This window comes from Butyrivibrio sp. AE2005 (assembly GCF_000686965.1).
GTDB lineage: Bacteria > Bacillota > Clostridia > Lachnospirales > Lachnospiraceae > Butyrivibrio > Butyrivibrio hungatei_A.
Genome location: NZ_JMMD01000005.1, coordinates 143610 through 166355, shown reverse-complemented (window position 1 = coordinate 166355; position 22746 = coordinate 143610). Strand labels below are relative to the sequence as shown.

At 43.6% G+C, this 22746-nt stretch carries 21 protein-coding genes and 1 riboswitch; of the genes, 5 read left to right on the top strand and 16 right to left on the bottom strand.

From position 1 onward, the window contains the following. Window positions 1-18: 18 nt before the first annotated feature. The 13 genes from DL92_RS0106510 to DL92_RS18460 all read right to left on the bottom strand — a co-directional run bounded on the left by DL92_RS0106510 (window position 19) and on the right by DL92_RS18460 (window position 13688). Window positions 19-2013, bottom strand: a complete 1995-nt coding sequence (locus DL92_RS0106510) for a 2-isopropylmalate synthase (protein WP_026667238.1) — start codon at window positions 2011-2013, stop codon at window positions 19-21. Window positions 2014-2178: 165 nt separating this feature from the next. After that, window positions 2179-3486, bottom strand: coding sequence for a phosphomethylpyrimidine synthase ThiC (gene thiC / locus DL92_RS0106505; RefSeq protein ID WP_026667237.1), 1308 nt, complete (start codon window positions 3484-3486; stop codon window positions 2179-2181). Between the two features lie 108 nt (window positions 3487-3594). After that, window positions 3595-4848 carry a 2-iminoacetate synthase ThiH gene (gene thiH, locus DL92_RS0106500; RefSeq protein ID WP_026656877.1) on the bottom strand — a complete coding sequence of 418 codons (1254 nt, stop codon included), beginning with the start codon at window positions 4846-4848 and terminating at the stop codon, window positions 3595-3597. Window positions 4849-4911: 63 nt separating this feature from the next. Beyond that, the gene (locus DL92_RS0106495; RefSeq protein WP_026656876.1) at window positions 4912-5679 is read right to left on the bottom strand and encodes a thiazole synthase; all 768 of its coding nucleotides are present in this window, start codon (window positions 5677-5679) and stop codon (window positions 4912-4914) included. 89 nt (window positions 5680-5768) lie between these two features. Then, on the bottom strand, window positions 5769-6404 hold the full coding sequence (gene thiF / locus DL92_RS0106490; protein ID WP_026667236.1) for a thiamine biosynthesis protein ThiF: 636 nt from the start codon (window positions 6402-6404) through the stop codon (window positions 5769-5771). 1 nt (window position 6405) lies between these two features. Next, window positions 6406-6600, bottom strand: a complete 195-nt coding sequence (gene thiS / locus DL92_RS0106485) for a sulfur carrier protein ThiS (protein ID WP_026656874.1) — start codon at window positions 6598-6600, stop codon at window positions 6406-6408. 23 nt (window positions 6601-6623) lie between these two features. Then, a complete protein-coding gene (thiD, locus tag DL92_RS0106480) occupies window positions 6624-7403 on the bottom strand; it encodes a bifunctional hydroxymethylpyrimidine kinase/phosphomethylpyrimidine kinase (protein WP_026667235.1) in 780 nt (259 codons plus the stop codon). Window positions 7404-7491: 88 nt separating this feature from the next. Then, window positions 7492-8124 carry a thiamine phosphate synthase gene (gene thiE / locus DL92_RS0106475; RefSeq protein WP_026667234.1) on the bottom strand — a complete coding sequence of 211 codons (633 nt, stop codon included), beginning with the start codon at window positions 8122-8124 and terminating at the stop codon, window positions 7492-7494. Continuing rightward, the gene (gene thiM / locus DL92_RS0106470; RefSeq protein ID WP_026667233.1) at window positions 8115-8900 is read right to left on the bottom strand and encodes a hydroxyethylthiazole kinase; all 786 of its coding nucleotides are present in this window, start codon (window positions 8898-8900) and stop codon (window positions 8115-8117) included. The genes thiE and thiM overlap by 10 nt, the downstream gene beginning before the upstream one ends. After that, window positions 8897-9403 (bottom strand): energy coupling factor transporter S component ThiW, encoded by a 507-nt coding sequence (thiW, locus tag DL92_RS0106465; protein WP_026667232.1) that lies wholly within the window; start codon window positions 9401-9403, stop codon window positions 8897-8899. The genes thiM and thiW overlap by 4 nt, the downstream gene beginning before the upstream one ends. Before the next feature lie 122 nt (window positions 9404-9525). Beyond that, window positions 9526-9628, bottom strand: a riboswitch (TPP riboswitch). 81 nt (window positions 9629-9709) lie between these two features. Further along, complete coding sequence (locus DL92_RS0106460) at window positions 9710-11245, bottom strand: ATP-binding protein (protein WP_026667231.1); 1536 nt, start codon at window positions 11243-11245, stop codon at window positions 9710-9712. Between the two features lie 115 nt (window positions 11246-11360). Next, on the bottom strand, window positions 11361-12743 hold the full coding sequence (locus DL92_RS18465) for a vWA domain-containing protein (RefSeq protein ID WP_034462177.1): 1383 nt from the start codon (window positions 12741-12743) through the stop codon (window positions 11361-11363). A 15-nt stretch (window positions 12744-12758) separates the two neighbouring features. Then, window positions 12759-13688 (bottom strand): leucine-rich repeat protein, encoded by a 930-nt coding sequence (locus tag DL92_RS18460; protein ID WP_051199221.1) that lies wholly within the window; start codon window positions 13686-13688, stop codon window positions 12759-12761. Between the two features lie 161 nt (window positions 13689-13849). Here DL92_RS18460 and DL92_RS0106445 point away from each other — a divergent pair, with 161 nt between their 5' ends. Next, a complete protein-coding gene (locus DL92_RS0106445) occupies window positions 13850-14938 on the top strand; it encodes a GntR family transcriptional regulator (protein ID WP_026667230.1) in 1089 nt (362 codons plus the stop codon). A gap of 155 nt (window positions 14939-15093) precedes the next feature. Beyond that, window positions 15094-16590, top strand: coding sequence for an L-arabinose isomerase (araA, locus tag DL92_RS0106440; RefSeq protein WP_026656869.1), 1497 nt, complete (start codon window positions 15094-15096; stop codon window positions 16588-16590). Between the two features lie 167 nt (window positions 16591-16757). Here araA and DL92_RS0106435 read toward each other — a convergent pair whose 3' ends face one another. The 3 genes from DL92_RS0106435 to DL92_RS0106425 are packed head-to-tail and all read right to left on the bottom strand — an operon-like array spanning window position 16758 to window position 19358. Next, the gene (locus tag DL92_RS0106435; protein WP_026656868.1) at window positions 16758-17660 is read right to left on the bottom strand and encodes a diacylglycerol/lipid kinase family protein; all 903 of its coding nucleotides are present in this window, start codon (window positions 17658-17660) and stop codon (window positions 16758-16760) included. 22 nt (window positions 17661-17682) lie between these two features. Further along, window positions 17683-18171 (bottom strand): dihydrofolate reductase, encoded by a 489-nt coding sequence (locus DL92_RS0106430; protein ID WP_026667229.1) that lies wholly within the window; start codon window positions 18169-18171, stop codon window positions 17683-17685. 59 nt (window positions 18172-18230) lie between these two features. After that, window positions 18231-19358: a DUF3048 domain-containing protein gene (locus tag DL92_RS0106425; protein ID WP_081816844.1), complete on the bottom strand. Its 1128-nt coding sequence runs from the start codon at window positions 19356-19358 to the stop codon at window positions 18231-18233. A gap of 115 nt (window positions 19359-19473) precedes the next feature. Between DL92_RS0106425 and DL92_RS0106420 the strand changes: the two genes are divergently transcribed. The 3 genes from DL92_RS0106420 to DL92_RS0106410 are packed head-to-tail and all read left to right on the top strand — an operon-like array spanning window position 19474 to window position 22745. Beyond that, the gene (locus DL92_RS0106420) at window positions 19474-21078 is read left to right on the top strand and encodes an MBL fold metallo-hydrolase RNA specificity domain-containing protein (RefSeq protein WP_026656865.1); all 1605 of its coding nucleotides are present in this window, start codon (window positions 19474-19476) and stop codon (window positions 21076-21078) included. A gap of 26 nt (window positions 21079-21104) precedes the next feature. Beyond that, entirely contained in the window at window positions 21105-21956 is an 852-nt protein-coding gene (thyA, locus tag DL92_RS0106415; protein ID WP_026667227.1) for a thymidylate synthase, read from the top strand. 18 nt (window positions 21957-21974) lie between these two features. Continuing rightward, a complete protein-coding gene (locus tag DL92_RS0106410) occupies window positions 21975-22745 on the top strand; it encodes a TraX family protein (RefSeq protein ID WP_026667226.1) in 771 nt (256 codons plus the stop codon). Window position 22746 lies beyond the last annotated feature (1 nt).

Below are 22746 nucleotides of genomic sequence, written 5' to 3'. Positions count from 1 at the left end.
TTTTTCCTGATCCGATCTTTATTTTTCGCTGCAACGATACTGAACGGGAGTCATTCCGAATCTCTCTTTAAAGAGACGATTAAAATGTTCAACGTTCTGGTATCCGGATGCCTCAGCTACTTTCTCGACCTTCATGTTTCCGTTTCTCAAAAGAGTACTTGCCTTGTTAAGTCTTATCTGCTTTACATTCTCACCGAAAGTCATTCCCGACTTGTCTTTGATGAACTTGGACAAATAAGGCTTTGAAAGGAAGAACTGCTTGGACAGATCTTCAAGTGTGATCGTGAGGTAATTCTCCTGAATATAATTCATGATCGCGTTGATCCTCACATCTCTCACATCCTTGTTGTTCTTAACGGCATCAAGCTGGTTAACGGCAACAACAAGAGCGTTAATTGAAGATTTGATAATATCCTCGTCAATTCCAACTCCCCAGTACTTCTTGCCTTCAACGGTGATTCCGACATATGTACATGCCTTGGATGAAGAACCTCTTGAAAGAGCGTGCTCCTCATATGTTGAAAGCTCGTATTTTATTCCAAAGTACTGCTTGATGGCATTACTTACAGCGTCAAGACGTCCGTTTCCGTTTGCCTCAACAACCTGCTGGGCGTCAAGATGATCTAACTTAACCTCTGCAAGTATTCCCTCTTTCTGCTTGAAGTGACATTCATCAATCTTAAATACATGATTGTTGTGAACGTACTTATCCTCAAAGATCTGATAGATACGCATGGGAGAAAGCTCCGCATGCTCTCTGTCGGAAATGTCTTTGATCGTGTAGCTGACATCTTCCTGCATTTCTCTGGGAACCATCATACCATAATTATTCTTAAGAATATAGCTTACGCCACCTTTTCCTGACTGGCTGTTGATTCTGATAACGTCTCCGTCGTACTCTCTTCCGATATCCTTGGGATCGATGGGAAGATAAGGAACCGACCATATTCCGTTGTCTTTCTTAAGTTCATGCCAGTTGAATCCCTTGGAGATCGCATCCTGGTGAGAACCTGAAAATGCAGTAAAGACAAGCTGTCCTGCATAAGGCTGTCTCTCGTAAATACGCATTCTTGTAAGTTTCTCATATGTCTCACCGACCTGTGGAAGGTGTGAAAAATCAAGCCCCGGATCTACACCGTGCGAATACATATTAAGGGCAAGTGTAACGATATCAACGTTACCTGTTCTCTCACCGTTTCCGAAAAGAGTTCCCTCAATTCTGTCAGCCCCCGCAAGACATCCGAGCTCCGCATCACCGATGCCCGTTCCTCTGTCGTTGTGAGGATGAAGTGAAAGTGTTACCGCCTCGCGATATTTAAGCGAGTTATGTATATATTCAACCTGTGTTGCAAACACATGCGGCATAGCATTTTCAACTGTTGTGGGAATATTGATTATTACTTTGTTTTCTTTGGTAGGCTTCCATACATCAAGAACGGCGTTACATACCTCAACAGCGTAATCAACCTCTGTTCCGGGGAAGCTTTCGGGTGAGTATTCAAAAGAGAAGTTTCCTTCAGTCTCTTTTGCAAGCTTATCGAGAAGCTTTGCTCCTTCAACAGCGATCTTCTTGACCTCATCCTTATCCTTTTTGAACACCTGCTCACGCTGTGCTACGGAAGTTGAGTTATAAAGATGGATGATGGCTCTTGGAGCCCCCTTTACAGCCTCAAATGTTCTCTTGATAATATGTTCTCTTGCCTGTGTAAGAACCTGAACCGTAACATCATCAGGAATCATATTTCTCTCAATCAAAGTTCTCGCAAATTCATATTCTGTAACAGAAGCTGCAGGGAAACCAATCTCAATCTCCTTGAAGCCGAGCTTAACAAGCATTGTGAAGAATTCAAGCTTCTCCTCAAGACTCATAGGCTCAATAAGCGCCTGATTTCCGTCTCTTAAGTCAACACTGCACCAAATGGGGGGAGTCTCGATATGATCCTTTGTTACCCAATTGTATGTTGCCTTAGGAGGCATATAGTACTGACACTGATACTTCTGACAATTATCCATTATTCATCTGCTCCTTGATTTCTTGATATTTTTTATCATAATCGAATTAAAATATCTCAGTTTTGTTGATGGATATTATGATATCACATTTTTTCACAAATAAAACATGGCAAAATTAATCATTTTACTTGATGTTTTTTGCCATGTCGCTATACTTTTCAGTTTTTATCCCAATATATCAATATACTCTCCGTTAAGAGCTTTGTTCATGCTTCGTACCGCACAGAACTTACCGCACATTGAGCATGTATCGTCAAACTCGGGAGACCTTTCGTCTCTTATCTTCTTTGCAGTCTCGGGATCAAGTGCGCACTCCCACTGCTTATCCCAGTCAAGCACTCTTCTCGCATCACCCATCTTGTTGTCCACCTCCATTGCATGAGGAATCTTCTTTGCAATATCAGCTGCGTGAGCTGCAATCTTGGAAGCAATGATTCCCTGCTTAACGTCGTCGACATTTGGAAGTGCAAGGTGTTCAGCGGGTGTAACATAGCAAAGGAACGCTGCTCCCGATGCTGCTGCGATTGCACCTCCGATCGCGGATGTGATATGATCGTATCCGGGCGCTATATCCGTAACAAGGGGTCCGAGTACATAGAAAGGAGCTCCCATACAGATTGTGTTCTGAATCTTCATATTGGCTTCTATCTGATCCATAGGCATGTGTCCGGGACCTTCAACCATTACCTGAACATCTTTTTCCCAAGCTCTCTTGGTAAGCTCGCCGAGCCTTACAAGTTCCTCTATCTGGCAAACATCGCTCGCATCCGCAAGGCATCCGGGTCTGCACGCATCTCCGAGTGAGATTGTAACGTCATACTCTCTGCAGATCTCAAGAATTTCATCATAATACTCATAAAAAGGATTCTCGTTACCCGTCATACACATCCATGCAAATACAAGAGAACCACCTCTTGATACGATATTCATTTTTCTCTTATGCTTCTTGATCTGCTCAATCGTCTTTCTTGTAATTCCGCAGTGAAGTGTGACAAAGTCAACTCCGTCCTCAGCATGAAGTCTTACAACATCGATGAAATCCTTAGCCGTAAGCTCAGCAAGATCTCTCTGATAATGAATAACGCTGTCATATACGGGAACCGTTCCGATCATTGCAGGGCATGATTCTGTAAGCTTTTTTCTGAAAGGCTGTGTATTTCCGTGGCTTGAAAGATCCATAATAGCCTCAGCACCCATGTTTACAGCGGCCATAACCTTTTCCATCTCAATATCATAATCCTTGCAATCTCTTGATACACCAAGGTTTACGTTGATCTTGGTTCTGAGCATTGAACCAACGCCCTCAGGATCGATACATTTGTGATTCTTATTTGCGGGAATCGCAATCTTTCCTTCCGCAACAAGTGCTCTTATGAACTCAGTATCACGATACTCTTTTTTGGCAACCGCCTCCATCTCCTTGGTCACGATTCCTTTGCGCGCCGCCTCCATCTGTGTTGAATACTCTCTCATTAAAACCTTCTCCTATTCTGATTTTTTATATTTATGGTGTAATAAACTGATTTTTCCATGTTTTATATTCGAATCGCCCCGTTTCTTCAAAGTTCTCACGATTCTATATCATACGTATACGTAGTCGTTGTAAACCGGCTGAAGCCCTTCGCTTTCAATATCCTTATACATTCTGTTAAGGCTTCGTCCGTCCGATATTTCAAACTGCTCATCTCCGGCCTCTTCACCTTTTTCTTTTCCCGAATACTTCTGTTCGTGATCGCCGATTCCCGTCGATACTCCCGCTGAAACCTTGGTAGCAGCAATCTTCACAATGCCGTTTCTAAATTCCGCCGTTTCCCTCGATGAAACCGTTATTCCGCAGAACGGCAGGAATATTCTGTACGCGCAAAGAATCTGGCAAAGCTGCCTCTCGCCCACATCAAGCGGATTTATGGTCTCGTTGTTGATAATGGGGCGAAGCCTTGGACAGGACAAAGACATCTCGGCATAAGGATATTTTCTTTGCAAAAAATATACATGAAGCGCCGAAGCTAGCGCATCCTTCCTGAAATCCGAAAGCCCCAAAAGCGCAGAAAAAGCTACGCCGCGCATGCCGCCCATAAGTGCCCTCTCCTGTGCATCGAACCTATACGGCCAGACTCTCTTGTTTCCCATAAGATGCAGCTGTTCATATCTGACTGTATCGTAAGTTTCCTGAAATACAGTGACGTAGTCCACACCGCACTCGTGAAGATACTTGTAGTCTTTAACATTCACGGGATAAATCTCAATTCCGACCATTCGGAAATACTTCCTCGCGATCTTACATGCCTCTCCGATATACTCAATATCCGAATTGGCGGGGCTCTCTCCCGTAAGGATCAGGATTTCCTCCATTCCGCTGTCTGCTATGACCTTCATTTCATGTTCAATCTGCTCGTATGACAGCTTCATTCTCTTAATTCTGTTATAGCAGTTGAATCCGCAGTAAACGCAATAGTTCTCGCAATAATTTGCAATATATATCGGGGTAAAAAGATATACCGTATTCCCAAAGTGCTTGCTCGTCTCGCGCTGTGCCTTCTCAGCCATCTGCTCCAGAAAAGGCTCCGCCGCAGGTGAAAGAAGTGCTTTGAAATCTTCAATCGAACATCTCTCGCTATCAAGAGCTCTTCTGACATCTTTCGCCGTATACTTGCTGTAATCATATGACTCAAAGTGCTCCATTACATTCTTGCAAACATCGGATTCGATCACGTCCATTCCGGGCAGATAAGCCATGTGATCCGTCCTGAACGAAGGATCGTTCTCAATCCTGTGTTTGCGCTCAAGTCCCGCCTCGGACAATTCATCCGAATCGATCAAAAAATGATTTTCCATATCTTCCTCCTTAGTGTTGCTGTCCATTCTGTACAAAAGTCGAAATATCTTACAACAGCATCACTAATGCAAGAATCCTATCAAAGGATCGGATGCGCTGGCTCCGCGGGTCAAAACTCTTCCGACTCCGGCAAGATATGCCTTTCTTCCGGCTTCAATGGCATCTTTAAATGCCGATGCCATAAGAGTCAGATTTCCTGCTGTCGCAAGCGCTGTGTTTGCCATTATCGCAGCAGCTCCCATCTCCATTGCCTCGCAGGCCTGAGAAGGTCTTCCGATACCCGCGTCAACGATTATCGGAAGGTCAATCTCATCTATAAGAATCTGTATAAATTCTTTTGTAGCAAGTCCCTTATTTGAGCCTATAGGTGAAGCAAGCGGCATGATTGACGCTGCTCCCACTTCCTTAAGCTCTCTCGCAACATTGAGGTCCGGATACATGTAAGGCATTACCACAAATCCTTCTTTTGCAAGTATCTCCGTCGCTTTGATAGTTTCATAATTGTCGGGCAAAAGATATTTCGTATCGCGCATGATCTCAATCTTTACAAAATCACCGCATCCAAGCTCTCTTGCAAGTCTGGCTATACGCACTGCCTCTTTTGCATCTCTTGCTCCGCTCGTATTTGGAAGAAGTGTGACATTCTTTGGAATAAAGTCCAGAATGTTCTCCTCATCCTTCGTATTTGTTCGTCTTACTGCAAGCGTGATTATCTCAGCGCCCGCATCACGTGTTGCAGCCTCGATAAGTTTCATCGAGTACTTTCCCGATCCAAGAATGAATCTTGAATTAAATTCTTTTCCTCCGATAATAAGTTTGTCTTCTGTCATTTTCCTTCTCCTACCCGATGTGCTGTGATATTGCCGATCTGAATTCTTCATTGTCTGCTAAAACTCGGCTTGTCAGCTCATCAAATCATTCACGTTTCCGTTTCTCCCATCAATATGCGCAGCGCCATATGTGCTTCGTGTGCTGCACACACCATCACTCTCGAAGAGATCAATCCTATGCCGTCATTTACGTCACTAACGGAATCTCCGGATAAAAAGAACCTTTTCGAGATCTTTTTTGTCTTAATAAGATTGGCACTTCCAAAGCCCGCCATTCCGGAGCTTGATACAAGGTACTTTTCGGGAGCATTTTCAAGTATCGCATTTACAAGCATTGCTTTGTTCTCTGCCTTATCAAATGCCTCGCAGACTAAGTCTGCGTCTTTTGTAAGTTCGATGACATTTTCTTCTGTGACTTTCGTGTTATGCGTCTCGATGGTTATATATGGATTTATTTCTTTCAGATTATCTGAAAGAGCCTGTGCCTTTGGCATTCCAACCTGCGCAGCCTTATACTGTTGCCTGTGAAGATTGGTTATGTCGACTTTATCAAAGTCGATAAGAATCAGCTTTCCAACTCCCGCTCTTGCAAGGCATATAGCAATATTGGAACCGAGCCCTCCAAGTCCGCAGATTGCCACTGTCGCCTTGTCAAATTTCTTTTGATTCTCGGCTCCGTGCCGCTCTATGAGCGCATTATGGAACTCCTCTCTCGTCGGTGTCATATCAGCCACCTCCCACAAAGCTCACAACTTCTACGATATCTCCGTCCTTAAGAACAGTAGCATCGTAACATACCTTTGGTACGATTTCTTCATTGATCTCAACAGCAATCCTGGCCTTGTCGTAATTAAGTTCCTCAAGAACCGCAGTCAGCTGCTTGTTTTCATATTGGTATTCTTCTCCGTTTATTTTGACCATATACCCTCCTGCTTACTCCTATTTCATAAATCCACCATGTGATCAAGTGGTCCCGAACCCTTTCCCAGATTAAGTCCCGACGCGATTGCATCAGAGATATATGCTTTTGCATTTCGTATAGCATCTTCGAGATTCAAACCAAGTGCAAGGTTTGAAGCTATCGCACTTGAGAGTGTGCATCCCGTTCCGTGAGTATTGCTGCTCTCAATTCTTTTTCCCTCGAACCACGTAAGCTTCCCGTTCTCATAAAGAACATCGCTGGCATCTTCTATGCTGTGGCCGCCCTTTAAAAGAACCGCACATCCGCTCTCATTTCCAAGTTCTTCCGCAGCTTTTTCCATATCTTTTCTCGATGTTATCTTAAGTCCCGTAAGTGCCTGAGCTTCAGGTATGTTGGGCGTTATAACACGACTTATGGGAAAAAGAAGCCTCGCCATAACCTCGGCTGTCGAATCCTTCATAAGGCTGCTGCCGCTTGTAGCAACCATCACCGGATCCACAACAAGATTTTTTACCTTATACTTGGTGAGCTTTTCGTGCACCACCTTAACCTGCTCTGCAGACGGAAGCATTCCGATCTTGGCCGCATCGCACGGAATGTCACTAAGGCAAGCTTCAATCTGCTCCCCAAGGAACTCGGGACTTGCCTCCATAATATCCGTAACCCCTGTTGTGTTCTGAGCTGTGAGCGCCGTTATCGCAGTCATTCCGTATACTTTGTGTGCGGTCATTGTCTTAAGATCTGCCTGAATGCCGGCTCCGCCGCTACTGTCGCTTCCCGCTATAGATAAAACTACTTTCATTGAAAATCTCTCCCGATCGTATAATTTCTGATATGCAATAATCTGCATTTTTCATTGATAAATAGCTTTTATTCGCATTTATATATAATCACAACTCTTCAATCGCTTTAATAAGTCCCTGCGCCGCTTCCCTTGGCGACTCAGATTTCATGATCGCAGACACTACGCAGATTCCGGCAATCGGAATGCCTTTTAATACACCAAGGTTGTCTTTATTTAGCCCGCCTATCGCATTTGCCGGAATCGGCACCGCATTGCAGATATCATTTAAAGTTTCAGTTGAAGTAAGAATCGTTTTTACCTTTGTCGTTGTCGGATATATCGCACCCACACCCAGATAATCCGCACCTGCTTTGTACGCTGCAAGTGCCTGCTCGACAGTCTTGGTTGTTGCGCCAACTATCTTGTCTTTTCCCAGAATCTTTCTTGCCGTCTCAACAGGCATATCCTCTCTTCCGACATGTACTCCGTCTGCGCCTGTCGCAAGAACGACATCAACTCTGTCATCAACGATAAGCGGCACATTGTGCTTTCTTGTGATTTCAAGCGCCTTACTTACGAGATTTATATACTCCGCTGTCGACTTATTTTTTTCCCTGATCTGGACAAAGGTAACACCGCCTTCTATCGCCTCTTCAAGAGCTTTAAGGAATTCTTCGTCGCTCTTATCCGTGCTGTCCGTGACAAGGTAGAGCTTAAGCTGCTTTCTGTCTAGTACCATGTAACTTTCTTCCTTTCTTCAATGATGTCGTCATTTATCTCCGCGATAGCGTCAAACAATCGCATCAGGAACATGTTGCCCTCTGCGTTCTCTCCGCTTATCCCAAAAGCCGACGTCGCATTCACAACCGCTTCAATACTTGTATCTACCGCAAAAAAACTTGCGCACACTGCTCCGAGCATACATCCCGTTCCGGTTATGCTACCGAGCTTTTTCGTTCCGTTCTCGATAACCGCCGTTCTGCTGCCGTCTGTTACTATGTCTTTTTCTCCGCTTGCAAGAACTATGGCATTAAGGTTATTTGCAAGTTCCTTGGCGATGTTGATTGTCTCTTCGAATGTGAGCTTCTTATCCGCATCAACTCCTGATGATTTATAGTCGATGTCGAAAAGAGCCCGTATCTCAGAGTAATTGCCTTTTATCAGCATCGGAGCTTTAGGATTTCTTTTACCTGTCATCTTTTTTACGATGTTTCTTCGAAGCTCCGAGCACGAAACACCCACCGCATCTATCACGACAGGCATCTCTTTTTTCATCGCCTCATCATAAGATACAGCCATCGCCTCAAGCCTGTCCCTCGTTACGTTTCCGAAGTTGAGCAAAAGAGCTTTCGCACTTGCCGTAATCTCACGAACTTCATCGGGATGCTCCGCCATTATCGGTCTTGCACCAAGAAGAAGCACGGCGTTGGCACACTGCATTATTGAGATTGGGTTAGTGATGCAGTGAATTAGGGGCGATTGTTCTTTTAGTTGTTTGCAGATGTTTGTTTTCATATAAGGCTATCCTGTATCTTTCTAAGCATTCCCGTAGCGGCAAGCCTCTTAAGCAGAAGGTACGCAATGCTTCCACCTATGAGCGTTCCCATGATAAATGAAGGGACATAGAAGAAAAGTGTTAGCCCAGTTTTGCCCCAAAGATAAGTCATAACAGGATATGATACGATCGCACCGATAATTCCGGTTCCGATAATCTCGCCGATAACCGCTGCTATAATCTTGCCCTTTGAAAGCTTATACAAAATTCCGGAAAGAGCCGCGCCAAACACCGCACCCGTAAGCGCAAGCGGCGGAATCCCCATCGTCGTCATTCTTATCACGCCGATCAAAACCGCACATGTAAAGGCATACACAGGCCCCATAAACACAGCGCACGTGATATTGATAAGATGCGCCATAGGGCACATTCCCTCAACACGAAGTATCGGAGAAATCACAACTCCAAGCGCGACAAACATAGCAAGCGTAACCATTTTCAGCAATACTTTTTGATTTTTCATATCAATCTCCTTTTGACGGGCCTGAAAATCAATGCACGATAGTGCTTTAGCATCCGGCGGAGGCATCTTTTTTTGCATCAAAAAAGCGGAAGCTCCCGTCCGGTAAGCTTCCGCATAAATCTCCTATTTCTACAAGGCATCCCTACGTTGGCATTATCCAAATCAGGTTCTCGGTCGAAGGTCACACCTTCCTCTCAGCCTGTAATACAAGCTCCCGTCTGTTTAATTTTTATAAATATGGTTATACACCATTATGAATGGAATTACAATATGGCGTTTTCTTAATTGATTCCGTTAATTTTTCACTCACTCCAGCTCATACACAACCTTCCGAATCTCCTCATTAATCTCCTGCCTCCTGTCATTCAAAAGCAGTATCTTATTATATTTGTAATACGCTTCATTTCCCGTCTCGCGAACAAACTTAAGGCTGTAGTAAGCGTTCGAAAGCTCTGTAAGAAAAATGACCATCTCCTGGTTTCCCGAAAGAGACTCCTCATCGCCAAACACGCGATTTATAAATTCAAGGCTGTTTGTAAGATGTCTTCCGCTCACTTCACTTGCATTTTTCCTTGAAAGCTCCCTGCTGTTGAACCACTCTTTCACCACTGAGACAGGATTCTTATCGCAATCCTTGGCAATAATCTCTGCGCAGTTCTTTAGCTCTGCTGCCGCAATTCGCCTGTACTTCTCGTCATCGCGGCTCACCATTCCGGTCTCGACATCCTTCTTTAAAATCTCCAGCTCCTCATCGGCTTTTGACAATAAATACTCCGAAGCAGCATCGGCTTTTAAGGCATTCTTTTCACAGCAACCAAGAAACTCCTTCAAGACTACGAACAAGCTCTTCTGAACCGCTTGATCTTTGGCATAGTCCCTAAACTCTTCCATCAGTTTATCTGTAAGAAGCCCGATAATACTGAGCTTTTCATCAAAGCTTCCGTTTCGAAGGGCATCCCTGTCCTCAAACGCCTCTCCCTCAAGAATCTTGGGAATCTTATAAAGCTCTCTGTACCTGTGATAAAGCTCATAATACGTTGCAAAATCAGAAGCAATATCCGCATTCTGAATATACTGACTGACAAGATTCTCATCCACAACAACGCCGAGTTTCTCATGAACCTTGATAACTCTCGATAAATCCTCCCAGCCTCTTGCGGTCACAAAACTTCTTTTCTCGAGCTCAGTCCTGATGCTGTAGAAATTATCTTTTTTAATCTCCAGATAAGCGAGGATCGCACCGTGAACGCCTGCCTTATATGCATATTCCTTCCACGCCTCAAAGTCCTCTTCAATATCAATCTGACGCACTCTGTCGAGAGTTACTATATCGAAATCTCTGACCGACTTGTTATACTTCGCAGGATTTCCGGCAGTCACAATTATATATCCGTCAGGAAGCTTATGTGTTCCGAAAGTCTTGTACTGAAGAAACTGAAGCATCGTAGGTGCAAGCGTTTCCGAGACGCAGTTTATCTCATCAAGGAAAAGAATTCCCTCTTTTACCCCGGATTTCTCTATCTGATCGTAAACAGCCGCTATTATCTCGCTCATAGTGTATTCGGTTACCGAATACTTCTTCCCACCATACTCTTTCTCAGAGATCATCGGAAGTCCGATGGCGCTCTGCCTCGTGTGATGAGTTATCGTATAAGATACAAGACCTATTCCAAGCTCCCACGCAATCTGCTCCATTATCGCAGTCTTACCTATTCCGGGAGGTCCCATAAGAAGAACGGGTCTCTGCCTGTTTACGGGAATCTCATACTGCCCGCTCTCATCTTTCGTAAGATATGCCCTAACGGCATTTTTCACTTCCTCTTTTGCTTCATTTATGTTCATGGTCAATCCCTCATCTATTGTTGTGCAATTATCTTAAATAAGACGTGTTTCAATTTACACAGCATATTTCATAATCAAATGTATAAATCTATGCGCCATACTCAAAACCACTTTCTTATACATATAGCTTAAGTGCCCACTCCGGCACCTTTGTATCATCGATGTCACCATCCTTCGGAAACGCAAACGCAACATCGTAGTCAGGGCTCTTTTCCGGATACTCTCCATACCCGTCGGTAAAATATATTAGCCCCTTCAGATTCTCAAACTCTCCCTTTTCGCGCAAGTTCTCGACATATTCAAACACAGGCCTAAAGTCCGTTCCAAAGCCGCCTTCAACCGTAATCTTACCGATGCGCCTCTCCATATCTTCAACGGATTCAATAAGCTCATCCTTCTGCACCCTGTCGTCGCACTCGATAAGATGCACCTTGATCTTCTGAAAAAAGCTCTCCTTGTCCAAAAGAATTTTCGCCGCCTCTCGAAGAAATCCCTCAAGCAGCGTATCCGTACAGGACGCCGAAGTATCCACCGCGATCACCAGCTCTTTTAACCGCTTAACTTCCCTGAACTCGTTCTCTTCAATAAGCGGCATATTTCCGTAATGCGTCATCCCAAAGGAATACATCCCGTAGTCGAAGCTATCAAGGTCGATACCGCCCTCTTCCCTAAGTATCATAAACCTCTTTAAAAATTCCCGGTAATCCGTCCTTGACGTATTCTGTATCTGCAGAAGAAAAGAGAGCTTCCCGACCTTATCCGACGCCCTGCTTGAAAGCGCATCTATCTCGCTCTGAAGACGTTTTGCCTCTTTCTCCCAGTCTTTTTCTTTATCCTTAATCTCCCTTAAAACAAGCGGACTTATCAGCTTTTCCTTAAGCTTCTCATCTTCGTCGTTTTCTTTCTCCGGCTCATCCTTCGGAATCCTTCTGAAAAAACCGTGATCATCAAGCTTAAACTCCCGCTCTGCCCGTTCAAGCTCATCTATCGAAAGTTCTTTTCCCTCAACAGAAAAAAATCTGTATAACTTCTCCACAGTCAAAACCTTGAGTTCATCCTCTAAAAGCGCATACATCCTGTCCCTGTAATCCGACGTAACCCTGTAGATGCAAGGATAGTCCATACCGTCGAGAATCGATTCGACCACGATATCGGCGCACAGATCAAAGAGTCTCTCATCCTCATAGAACGCTGAGGTGTACATATGCCTGAATATGCAGTGAAGTATCATGTGCAGATACGTTCTGTTAAGCTTCCCCGGCTCCTCGACAAAGAGCTTTAATATATACGAAGGATTGTACCTGATGTTCACCGCATCCGTACCTACTGTAACCGTCGAAAGATCCATCTCATACCGAAGGCTCATAAGCGCTGCCCCCATGAATCTCATAGCAATATATAGTTCCGTTCTCGAAGCCTCAAGTGCCTTTACACCTACAGCCTCAAGCTCCCTTCTTTTCGCACTTCCGGAAGTACCTTGATCCATGTCTTTCTCCATCTCAGCCTCCGCCTTTTACAAAAGATTGAATTCCTCGAAATTCCCACCGGGCTTTCTGCTCCGCTCGACAATAACCGCGCACAGCAAAGTCTTTCCGGCATCCGTAGCTCTTTTTATCCCCTCTTCGATATGCTCATCAAGGAAAAGAGCTCCGGTCGCACCCATCCTGTAATCAAGGAGCTTACCGATATACTCAAGATTCTCTTCCGTCTCAGATGCCTCATCTATCAATCTGTTAAAAATGCTTCCAAAATTATCGGAAACATACTCCTCATACTTTTCTCTGAATCTGTCTTCAAGTTTAAGCGGATACAAAAGCCTCCCCATAGCTATATCCTCAGCGATCTCGCTTCCGTCTATTATCGCCTTTTCAAAGAGCTTGTCATACTCCCTGAAATTGATGAAACTCCTGTCAACGCACTCCCTGTACGCATAGCCCGATCCGCCTATAGAGAACTGGATCGTCCTCGCCATTGTATTCTCATTGAAATCATAAAGAAACTCAGGAAAGGTCAAAAGAGCTTCTTCAACGTTTCCATCCTCCTGATGAATCTTTATCCAAAAGCTCAGTGTCCTGTCCACATCCGCGAGAAAATTTCGAATTATCTCGTATCTTCCGCTTTTTATAGTCACATCTATTTTTCTGAGACTGTCGCACTGCCTCAAAACGCCGTCGTAATAATCGATTATTCCATCGTACACGCTTATCTCTTTAAGCGACTTACAGTTGTGAAAAGCAAATCCGAAAACAGTCTTAATACTCTTGGGAAGTACAACACTTTCGATATCGTCTCTTCCTGAAAAAGAGTGATTTCCTATTTCCTCAACCAAGGCGCCGTCAATCTTATGAGGTATCACAAGTTTCCTGATGCTGCCCTCATATCCCGTTATCGCAATATACTCATGTCCGTCTTTTTTATGATTCTTTTTCTCATACAAAAACATTTCGCTTTAAAGTTCCTTCCTGCACTACTCGAAGTTTACCAAAACCACTACCTCGGCGCAACATTGTGGTCACAACGCTTTAAAACTTGTATATACAACTTACGTTTAATCGGTGATAAAATACATATATTATCTCAAGCTTATTATAAAGGGGAGCAATCATGGATAACCCAAAATCAACATCGCTTAAATATCAGCAAATAGAGGAAGAACTAAAGCAACTCATCCTGGAGGAAAAGATAAAACCCGGAAAAAAAATGCCGTCCGAGAACGTGCTTACCGCAAAGTATGGCGTAAGCCGTCAGACAGTCAGAAAAGCCATCTCCAACCTGATAAATGAAGGCTTTGTATATGCGGTTCAGGGAAGCGGCACTTACTGCTCCGATGCTTCAAGATTTAAAAAAGACTCAAAGGATATCGCCGTTGTGATGACGTACCTTTCGGACTACATTTTCCCGAAAGTCATAAGCGGTATCGATTCCGTTCTTTCTGAAAACGGGTACAGTATTGTGCTCAAAAATACAAACAACTCAAGGACAAGAGAAATAAAGTGTCTGGAAGAGCTTATTGAAAAAAATATCGACGGCATAATCATAGAACCCAGTAAGAGTAACGTTTTTTGCAAGCACAAGTATCTGTATGACAAGCTTGATTCTTACGGAATCCCCTATATCTTCATTCAGGGCGCATACTCCGTTATGGAAGACAAACCGCATGTCATCATGAATGACGAGAAAGGCACATATCTTTTGACAGAGCACCTGATCAATCTTGGACACAGGAATATCCTCGGGGTATTTAAAAGCGATGACACGCAGGGGCAAAACAGGCACAAAGGTTATGCCAAGGCTCTCGCCAAAGCAGGAATCACATATGATCCGGAAAATGTCATATGGTTCTACACAGAAGACAGAGCCGTGCACCCCTACACCACTCTGCAGAAGATGATCAAAAGCGGTAAAAAAGTCGACGCCATCGTAGCCTACAACGATCAGATAGCCTTTCACCTCATCAAAGCTATACGCGAGCTCGGCCTTAAGGTTCCTGAGGACATTTCAATCACAGGATATGACAACTCGCAAACTGCAAGTAACACAGACATTACCCTCACAACCATAGCCCACCCCCAGCAGGAACTCGGCAAGATTGCCGCAGAGGCACTCCTTAAAATGATCCACGGCGAAGAAGTCGACAAAACAATTGTCATAGAACCCAAGCTCATCGTTGGCAACTCCTGCAAAAGCATGTAAAAATTAACCCCTAAACGGTAACCCGCACAGAATGTTTACAACTTGACCACTCGTACGTACAAGTTTGAAAATCAGATTATAACGTATTGTCTTTTTTGTGAGAAGGGAAAGCAATACATGGGGTAATAACGCTATATTTTTAAGGAGGGTTACACATGATCAAAACAAAGTCATACAAGTTTTGGTTTTGCACGGGCTCTCAGGATCTTTATGGGGATGAAGTCCTGAGACACGTTGCCGATCATTCAAAAGAAATTGTTGAAGAGCTCAACAAATCCGGAATGTTACCGTACGAAGTTGTATGGAAACCGGTTCTTATAACAAACCGGCTCATCAGACAAACTTTCAACGAGGCAAATGCTGACGAAACATGCGCAGGCGTCATCACATGGATGCACACATTTTCACCTGCAAAGTCCTGGATAATCGGACTTCAGGAGTTCAGAAAGCCTCTCCTTCACTTGCACACTCAGTACAATGAAGAAATTCCTTACGATACAATTGATATGGACTTCATGAACGAGAACCAGGCTGCACACGGCGACAGAGAATACGGTCACATCGTCAGCAGAATGCGTATTGAGCGCAAGGTTATCGCAGGATATTGGAAAGACACCGAAGTAAGAAGCAGGATCGCATCCTGGATGAGAACCGCTGTCGGCGTCATGGAATCAAGCCACATCAGAGTTATGAGAGTTGCCGACAACATGAGAAATGTTGCGGTTACAGAAGGTGATAAGGTTGAAGCTCAGATCAAGTTTGGCTGGGAAGTTGATACTTATCCCGTAAATGAAATTGCAGACAGCGTAGCAGCTGTAAATGCTGCCGACGTAAGCGCACTGCTCGATGAATATTATGACAAGTACGAGATCATTCTCGACGGAAGAGATCCCGATGAATTCAAGAAACACGTAGCCGTTCAGGCTCAGATAGAACTTGGTTTTGAGAGATTTCTTGAGGAAAAGAACTATCAGGCAATCGTAACTCACTTCGGAGACCTCGGTTCACTCGGCCAGCTTCCCGGACTTGCAATCCAGAGACTTATGGAAAAAGGCTACGGATTTGGCGCAGAGGGTGACTGGAAAGTTGCCGCAATGGTTCGTCTTATGAAGATAATGACCGCAGGCATGAAAGACGCTAAGGGTACTTCAATGCTTGAGGATTACACATATAACCTTGTAAGAGGAAAAGAAGGAATACTCGAAGCTCACATGCTTGAGATATGCCCTACTATCGCAGACGGCCCTATCAGTATCAGGGTTAAACCTCTTTCAATGGGTGACAGGGAAGATCCCGCAAGACTTGTATTTACATCAAAAGAAGGAAAGGGTGTTGCCACATCACTTGTTGACCTCGGAAACAGATTCCGTCTTATTATCAACGAAGTTGAATGTAAAAAGACAGAAAAGCCCATGCCTAATCTTCCGGTTGCAACAGCATACTGGACACCGTATCCGGATCTTTACACAGGTGCTGAAGCATGGATTCTTGCAGGCGGCGCACACCACACAGCATTCTCTTATGACCTCACAGTAGACCAGATGGCTGACTGGGCTGAGATCATGGGAATTGAATCTGTAATAATTGATAAGAACACTTCTATACCGGCGTTTAAGAGAGACCTTAAACTCGGTGAAGTATTCTATAGATAACCCCACAAACCTCTTTTTTTCAGGGAAATACCGACCATTACAGTATTTCCTTAACCACTTCGCGGGATGCGCAAAAACGCTTCATCAGCGCTTCCCAAAATTGCACGACTTATGCAAAAGGCTGACGCTTAGGTACCCCCATAGCGTCAGCCTTTTGCTTTATTAAATTAATTCTTTGTCCTTATAGTTATGGCTTTCTCGATAACAGATACATCCGTTTCCTTGTAGGATCCGCCATATTCGCCGTCCAAAGTCCATTCTACTTCTTCCGAAGCCTTGAACGTAACATGCTTAACCTGCTTATATGTAAGGTACGGGTTATCGGGCTGCTTCATCGCAAGTGCCGAGATTATTGAATTAAATTCAGCAAGATTCTTGGGCGCGTGTATAAGAATAAGCTCCATCTGTCCGTCATCCTGCTGTATCAGCTCATCTCCAAAGAGCGTCATTCCCGCAACAGATGATGAGTTGCTCACTGCTCCGAAAACGTAGTCACCGCTCTCTTTTACTCCGTCCGCTTCAATTTCCATATGACAGCTGTATCCGATATTCTGCGGAAGTTCTGCAACCGCACTGAGTAAGTATGCCGCATAACCAAGAACATTTTTAAGTTCCTGATCCGTTGCATAACTTACTTTAGAAAAAGCTCCGAACGCCGCAACATAATTAAAATACGTGCCATTCATCTTTCCTACATCATACTTGAACGGCTTTCCGTCTACCGCGGCCTCGATTGCCCTTGCTCTGACTCCCGGTATTCCCAGTCCCTTTGCAAAATCATTGGTACTTCCCGCCGGTATATACGACAAAACAGGCTTATTGCACATACGCATTATTGCATTTACAACATGATTGAGCGTACCGTCTCCGCCGCTGCACAGTATGGCGTCAACACGACCGTCATACTGATAAATGATAGTTTCCGAGGTAATATCATCCTCAGGCAAAATAGGGAATACAACCGGCTCATATCCTGCCTTCGCAAACCTCGTAACTATGTCCAAAGTATAATTTCCTGCTTTTCCAACCCCCGCAGTTTTATTTATCAAAATAAGAACTCTTTTCTCCATATGCGTTACCCCCGTTGTATCTTTATTTCTTTTTGTATGTCCTGTACGTATATGTTATGTCGAAATAAACCTGTTCCTCACTCTCTTCTACAAGTTCCCAGGCAGTGTTTTCATCAAGATTAGGGAAAAAACTGTCTGCCTGATATTCCTTATCGATAAAAGTGACAATCGCTGTATCACACTCATCAATAAATTCATTATACACGCTTGCTCCACCAATGATAAATATATCATCAGAAGGAACACCTTTTAAAAGCTCAGCAAGCTCTTCCTTATTGTGCGCAACAACAGCATCCTTTACTTCATAGTCTTTTCTTGTTGAAAGGATAATGTTATTTCTTCCGGGAAGCACTACCCCTCGAGGAAAAGTCTCAAGAGTCTTACGACCATACACGATAGTCTTTCCCATTGTTAAATTCTTAAAATTCTGCTGATCGGCTCTGATGCTCACCAAAAGGCGTCCCTGATATCCGATTGCCCAATTCTTATCCACTGCTACTATTGCTTTCATATTCTCCTCCAAAATAGAAGGGCTGCAAAATATTGCAGCCCTCATAGTCTATTATTTTATTACTTTACAGTAAGTGAATCCCATGTATCAGCCGGAACAAGTGTGATATATGTCTTACCAGTGTTGATCTGAATCTCTTCACCCTTATCGTCATAGTACTTAGTTACATGTGTCTCTCCGTCCTTAACCCATGTAATGTCCTTGGCAACACCGTTTGTGATATACCATCCGGGCTGTCCTGCTGCGATACAGTTATAAATAAGATAACCGTGATCATCATACTGATGGAAATCACATTTCTGGATAATTACGTTCTTGAAGCTGAGAGGTTCATTGTCCTCAGCATCCTCATGACGTGATCCATACTCATAATACTCATATTCTTTAGTCTGATCGTTGTACTTAAGAGTTGAAGTATTATGCCAGAAAGGAAGTGCAATCTCTGTTGCAGGATATGTTCTGTCATATACTTTTGTAAGGTCTACTTCTTTGCCATAAGGAGCAAAGTTGAAGTGACTACCGTCATTCTTATACTCAGTGTATGTTTTTGAATATCCTGTTTTGCTTGCTGTATTTGAGAAGTTCTCATCAAGATCTCCCTTGCAAACATACTCTGTAAATTCTCTGGGCTTTCCGTTCTTTACTCTGGAAAATGTGCCTGAGAAATGCTGTGCCCAAGGATTCTTCAAATACTCATCGATATAGAAAGGTCCGCCGTCATGGCAAAGTACCGCATTCCACTCAGCTGCAAGAAGAATATTAGTAGGACGTGTACTTCTTACGCTTCCCATCTGTTCAATCTTTTCCCAGTCCTTAACGATACACATAAGTCTGGTAATTCTGTCATTCTGTGTGCTGTTCATAAGCTCATAAACAACGTCTGCTTCCGATGTTCCGAAATGAGGAAGCGCTGTCTTCTCATTATCAACCATTACAGCGACGGGACGCTGATCTTTAAGTTCTTCACTGATAGGCTCACCTGTGATCTCACTGAGGTACATTCCTTCAGGAACTTCAAAGTTCTCTGCCTCTTCTGTAGAAGCCTCTGAAGAAGCCTCAGTTGTAACATCCTCAACCGAAACTGAGAGTGATGAATCATCAGCTCCCTTATCTTTTCCACAAGCTACAACGGAAAAGGCCATAGCTGTGCACATTGCAATCGCAATAAATTTTTCCCTTTTTTTCATAGTAAACATCTCCCAATTTTTCTTAACTAATTAAGTCAATGCAATTATTTTACCAAATATCGCCTATTTTTTCCACAAAGAAATTATGATATGCTATTTGAAAGGGGGAAACGCCATGAAACTTACCTTTATCGGCGCTGACCACGAAGTAACGGGCAGTTGCCATTTACTTTCCGCTTGTGGAAAAAATATTCTTATAGATTACGGAATGGAACAGGGCAAAGATTATTTCGAAAATGTTCCGATTCCCGTTTCAGCTCCCGAAATCGATTATGTATTTCTCACCCACGCTCACGTGGATCATTCGGGAAATCTTCCTCTTTTATACGCCAAAGGATTCAGGGGAAAAATATACTCAACCGACGCAACCTGCGATCTGTGCAACATTATGCTCAGAGACTGCGCACATATTCAGATGCAGGAAGCCGAATGGCGTAACAGAAAAGCTAAGCGAAATAAAGAAATAACGCGGATGGAGCCCACCTATTCCATGGAAGATGCAGAAAAGACGATCAAGTCTTTTATCCCATGTAAATACGGAGATGAGATATCTGTCTGCGACGGTATAAAGATACGCTTCACCGACATCGGCCACCTTCTCGGTTCGGCCAGCATTGAAGTATGGATTACGGAAAAAAATATCAGCAAGAAAATTGTCTTTTCCGGCGACATCGGAAACAAAGATCAGCCACTGATAAAGAATCCACAGCTTACAGATTCCGCAGACTATGTTCTGATAGAATCAACCTACGGTGACAGACTGCACGGAACTGAGAAACCCGATTACATAAAAGAACTGTCGGAAATTCTTGACAGAACTTTTGCAAGAGGCGGAAATGTTGTCATCCCCTCTTTTGCCGTCGGAAGAACTCAGGAAATGCTATACTTTATCAGGAAAATAAAAAAGGACGGACTCGTAAGATCCTTCCCGAATTTCCCGGTATTTGTAGACAGTCCGCTCGCCGTTGAAGCAACTGAGATATTCGATGAAAACCGCTACGAATGCTACGATGAAGAGGCTATGGAACTTGTAAAGCGCAAGATAAATCCCATAACTTTTCCGGGACTTAATCTTGCCATCACAACAGAAGAATCACGAGCCATCAACGAGGATCCTGAGCCAAAGGTTATCATCTCTGCATCAGGCATGTGCGAGGCAGGCCGTGTAAGGCACCACTTAAAGCACAACCTCTGGCGTGAAGAATGCACGATTTTGTTTGTCGGCTACCAATCGATCGGCACAACGGGAAGAACTATCATTGACGGCGCCGAACAGATAAAACTCTTTGGCGAAACTGTTGATGTCAAGGCAGATATCTGCAAGCTTGAAGGACTTTCGGGACATGCCGATAAAAACGGACTTATTGAATGGATAAACGGATTTAGCAAAAAGCGTCCCAAAAAAGTATTTGTCGTACACGGTGAAGACAGCGTATGCAACTCTTTTGCCAAACTCCTACGAGACGAGTACGGATTCGATACATATGCACCTTACAGCGGAACCGAGTTTGACCTTGTGTCCGGAACATTCATAAAAGAAGCTGTTCCCATTCCCAAGAAGACAAAGGAAGCCACTCTCGTATCCGATGTCTATGCAAGACTCAAAGCAGCCGGTGCAAGACTTGTCGGCATAATCGCAAAGAGCGAAGGCATGACAAACAAAGATAAAGCAAAATTTGCAGATCAGATAATCGCATTATGCGACAAATGGGGAAAATAACGTTATATAAATTTAGGAGGAACGGTATGTCAAAAGCCGATGAAATTTTTATTTCCATGTGCAACGATATCATGGAAAACGGAACATCAACAGAAGGCGAGAAGGTTCGCCCCCACTGGCCGGACGGAACTTCCGCTTATACCATAAAGAAATTCGGTGTCGTGAACAGATACGATCTTTCCAAAGAGTTTCCTATCATGACTCTCAGAAAAACCGCACTTAAAAGCGCAACCGACGAGATACTTTGGATCTACCAGAAAAAGAGCAACAACATAAACGATCTTCACAGCCATATCTGGGATGAATGGGCCGATGAAACAGGCTCAATCGGAAAAGCCTACGGCTACCAGATTGCTCAAAAAAGCATATACAGAGAAGGCGAGTTCGACCAGATCGACAGAGTCATCTATGACCTAAAAAACAATCCATTCAGCAGACGTATCATGACAAACACTTACGTGTTCTCAGATCTTCACGAAATGAACCTGTACCCATGCGCTTACAGCGTAACTTACAATGTCACCCAGAAAAAGGGCGAAGGCAGACTTACGCTCAACGCTGTACTCAATCAGCGCTCACAAGACGTGCTTGCCGCAAACAACTGGAATGTTGTTCAGTATGCAGTTCTTGTTCATATGTTGGCTCAAGTCTGTGATATGAACGTCGGCGAACTTGTACACGTTATCGCAGATGCGCACATCTACGACAGACACATTCCTCTTGTAAAAGAGCTTATTAAGAGAACTCCTCTTCCCGCTCCTAAATTCACATTAAATCCGGACATAAAAGATTTCTACGAATTTACAAGAAATGACGTGTCACTTGAAAACTACGAGGTTGCCGGAGAGCAGCTCAAAGACATTCCTATTGCAATCTGACGAGGCTGACTTAAACTAATGGACAATTTTGCAAGTTTCCGCAAATTATCAGGAAACACACTAAAAATAATAGCTTGCGTGACAATGCTTATAGACCACATAGGTGCAGCTATAATTGCTCCACTGGTAGAAGATGACATTTTACCCGTGGGGATGTCTTTTGATACCCTTAACACGATATATAAGGCGATGAGATTTATAGGAAGGACTTCTTTCCCTCTCTTTATCTTTCTCATCGCAGAAGGATTCCTACATACTTCAAGCAGACTAAAATACGCAATTAGTCTGCTTGTTTTTGCATTAATATCAGAGATTCCTTACGACTATGCCTTTTACAGCGGACTACATCTTGAAAACAATAACGTATGCATAACTCTTTTTATTGCGCTTATCACGTTATGGAGTGTAGATGCCGTAAGTAATTATTTTCAAAAAAAGAATCTGAATGCCACTTATGCAATGGTCGCAGGCATCATCATTATCCTGCTCACATCCGGCGCTGCCGCTTTCATGCAGAGTGACTACAAATGCTATGGGGTCTTTCTTGCAGTGATATTCTGCTTCTTTAAGCCTCTTTTCCCTTTAAATGTACTTGCCGCATATTTTGTTATTGCTTCATACAACACAGAATGGCAAAGCTTTCCCGCCTTTCTCCTCATATGTCTGTATAATCAAAAACAAGGTAAAAAGCTTGGCAGATATAAATATCTGTTCTACGCTTTCTACCCTGTTCATCTCATCATTTTATACGTGATAAGGCTCCTTATCGCCGGTGCACTTTCAAACTGAT

Bases quoted from the DNA above. Each gene is read 5' to 3' on its own strand.
- DL92_RS0106420 (WP_026656865.1), top strand. From the start codon at position 19,474: ATGAAACTTACCTTTATCGGCGCTGACCACGAAGTAACGGGCAGTTGC.
- araA (WP_026656869.1), top strand. From the start codon at position 15,094: ATGATCAAAACAAAGTCATACAAGTTTTGGTTTTGCACGGGCTCTCAG.
- DL92_RS0106445 (WP_026667230.1), top strand. From the start codon at position 13,850: ATGGATAACCCAAAATCAACATCGCTTAAATATCAGCAAATAGAGGAA.
- thiS (WP_026656874.1), bottom strand. From the start codon at position 6,600: ATGGTCAAAATAAACGGAGAAGAATACCAATATGAAAACAAGCAGCTG.
- thiM (WP_026667233.1), bottom strand. From the start codon at position 8,900: ATGAAAACAAACATCTGCAAACAACTAAAAGAACAATCGCCCCTAATT.
- DL92_RS0106425 (WP_081816844.1), bottom strand. From the start codon at position 19,358: ATGAAAAAAAGGGAAAAATTTATTGCGATTGCAATGTGCACAGCTATG.
- thiF (WP_026667236.1), bottom strand. From the start codon at position 6,404: ATGACACCGACGAGAGAGGAGTTCCATAATGCGCTCATAGAGCGGCAC.
- DL92_RS18460 (WP_051199221.1), bottom strand. From the start codon at position 13,688: ATGTTTTTGTATGAGAAAAAGAATCATAAAAAAGACGGACATGAGTAT.
- thiC (WP_026667237.1), bottom strand. From the start codon at position 3,486: ATGAGAGAGTATTCAACACAGATGGAGGCGGCGCGCAAAGGAATCGTG.
- DL92_RS0106460 (WP_026667231.1), bottom strand. From the start codon at position 11,245: ATGAACATAAATGAAGCAAAAGAGGAAGTGAAAAATGCCGTTAGGGCA.
- thiW (WP_026667232.1), bottom strand. From the start codon at position 9,403: ATGAAAAATCAAAAAGTATTGCTGAAAATGGTTACGCTTGCTATGTTT.
- thiE (WP_026667234.1), bottom strand. From the start codon at position 8,124: ATGGTACTAGACAGAAAGCAGCTTAAGCTCTACCTTGTCACGGACAGC.
- DL92_RS0106495 (WP_026656876.1), bottom strand. From the start codon at position 5,679: ATGACAGAAGACAAACTTATTATCGGAGGAAAAGAATTTAATTCAAGA.
- DL92_RS0106430 (WP_026667229.1), bottom strand. From the start codon at position 18,171: ATGAAAGCAATAGTAGCAGTGGATAAGAATTGGGCAATCGGATATCAG.
- DL92_RS0106410 (WP_026667226.1), top strand. From the start codon at position 21,975: ATGGACAATTTTGCAAGTTTCCGCAAATTATCAGGAAACACACTAAAA.
- DL92_RS18465 (WP_034462177.1), bottom strand. From the start codon at position 12,743: ATGGAGAAAGACATGGATCAAGGTACTTCCGGAAGTGCGAAAAGAAGG.
- thyA (WP_026667227.1), top strand. From the start codon at position 21,105: ATGTCAAAAGCCGATGAAATTTTTATTTCCATGTGCAACGATATCATG.
- DL92_RS0106435 (WP_026656868.1), bottom strand. From the start codon at position 17,660: ATGGAGAAAAGAGTTCTTATTTTGATAAATAAAACTGCGGGGGTTGGA.
- DL92_RS0106510 (WP_026667238.1), bottom strand. From the start codon at position 2,013: ATGGATAATTGTCAGAAGTATCAGTGTCAGTACTATATGCCTCCTAAG.
- thiD (WP_026667235.1), bottom strand. From the start codon at position 7,403: ATGAAAGTAGTTTTATCTATAGCGGGAAGCGACAGTAGCGGCGGAGCC.
- thiH (WP_026656877.1), bottom strand. From the start codon at position 4,848: ATGGAAAATCATTTTTTGATCGATTCGGATGAATTGTCCGAGGCGGGA.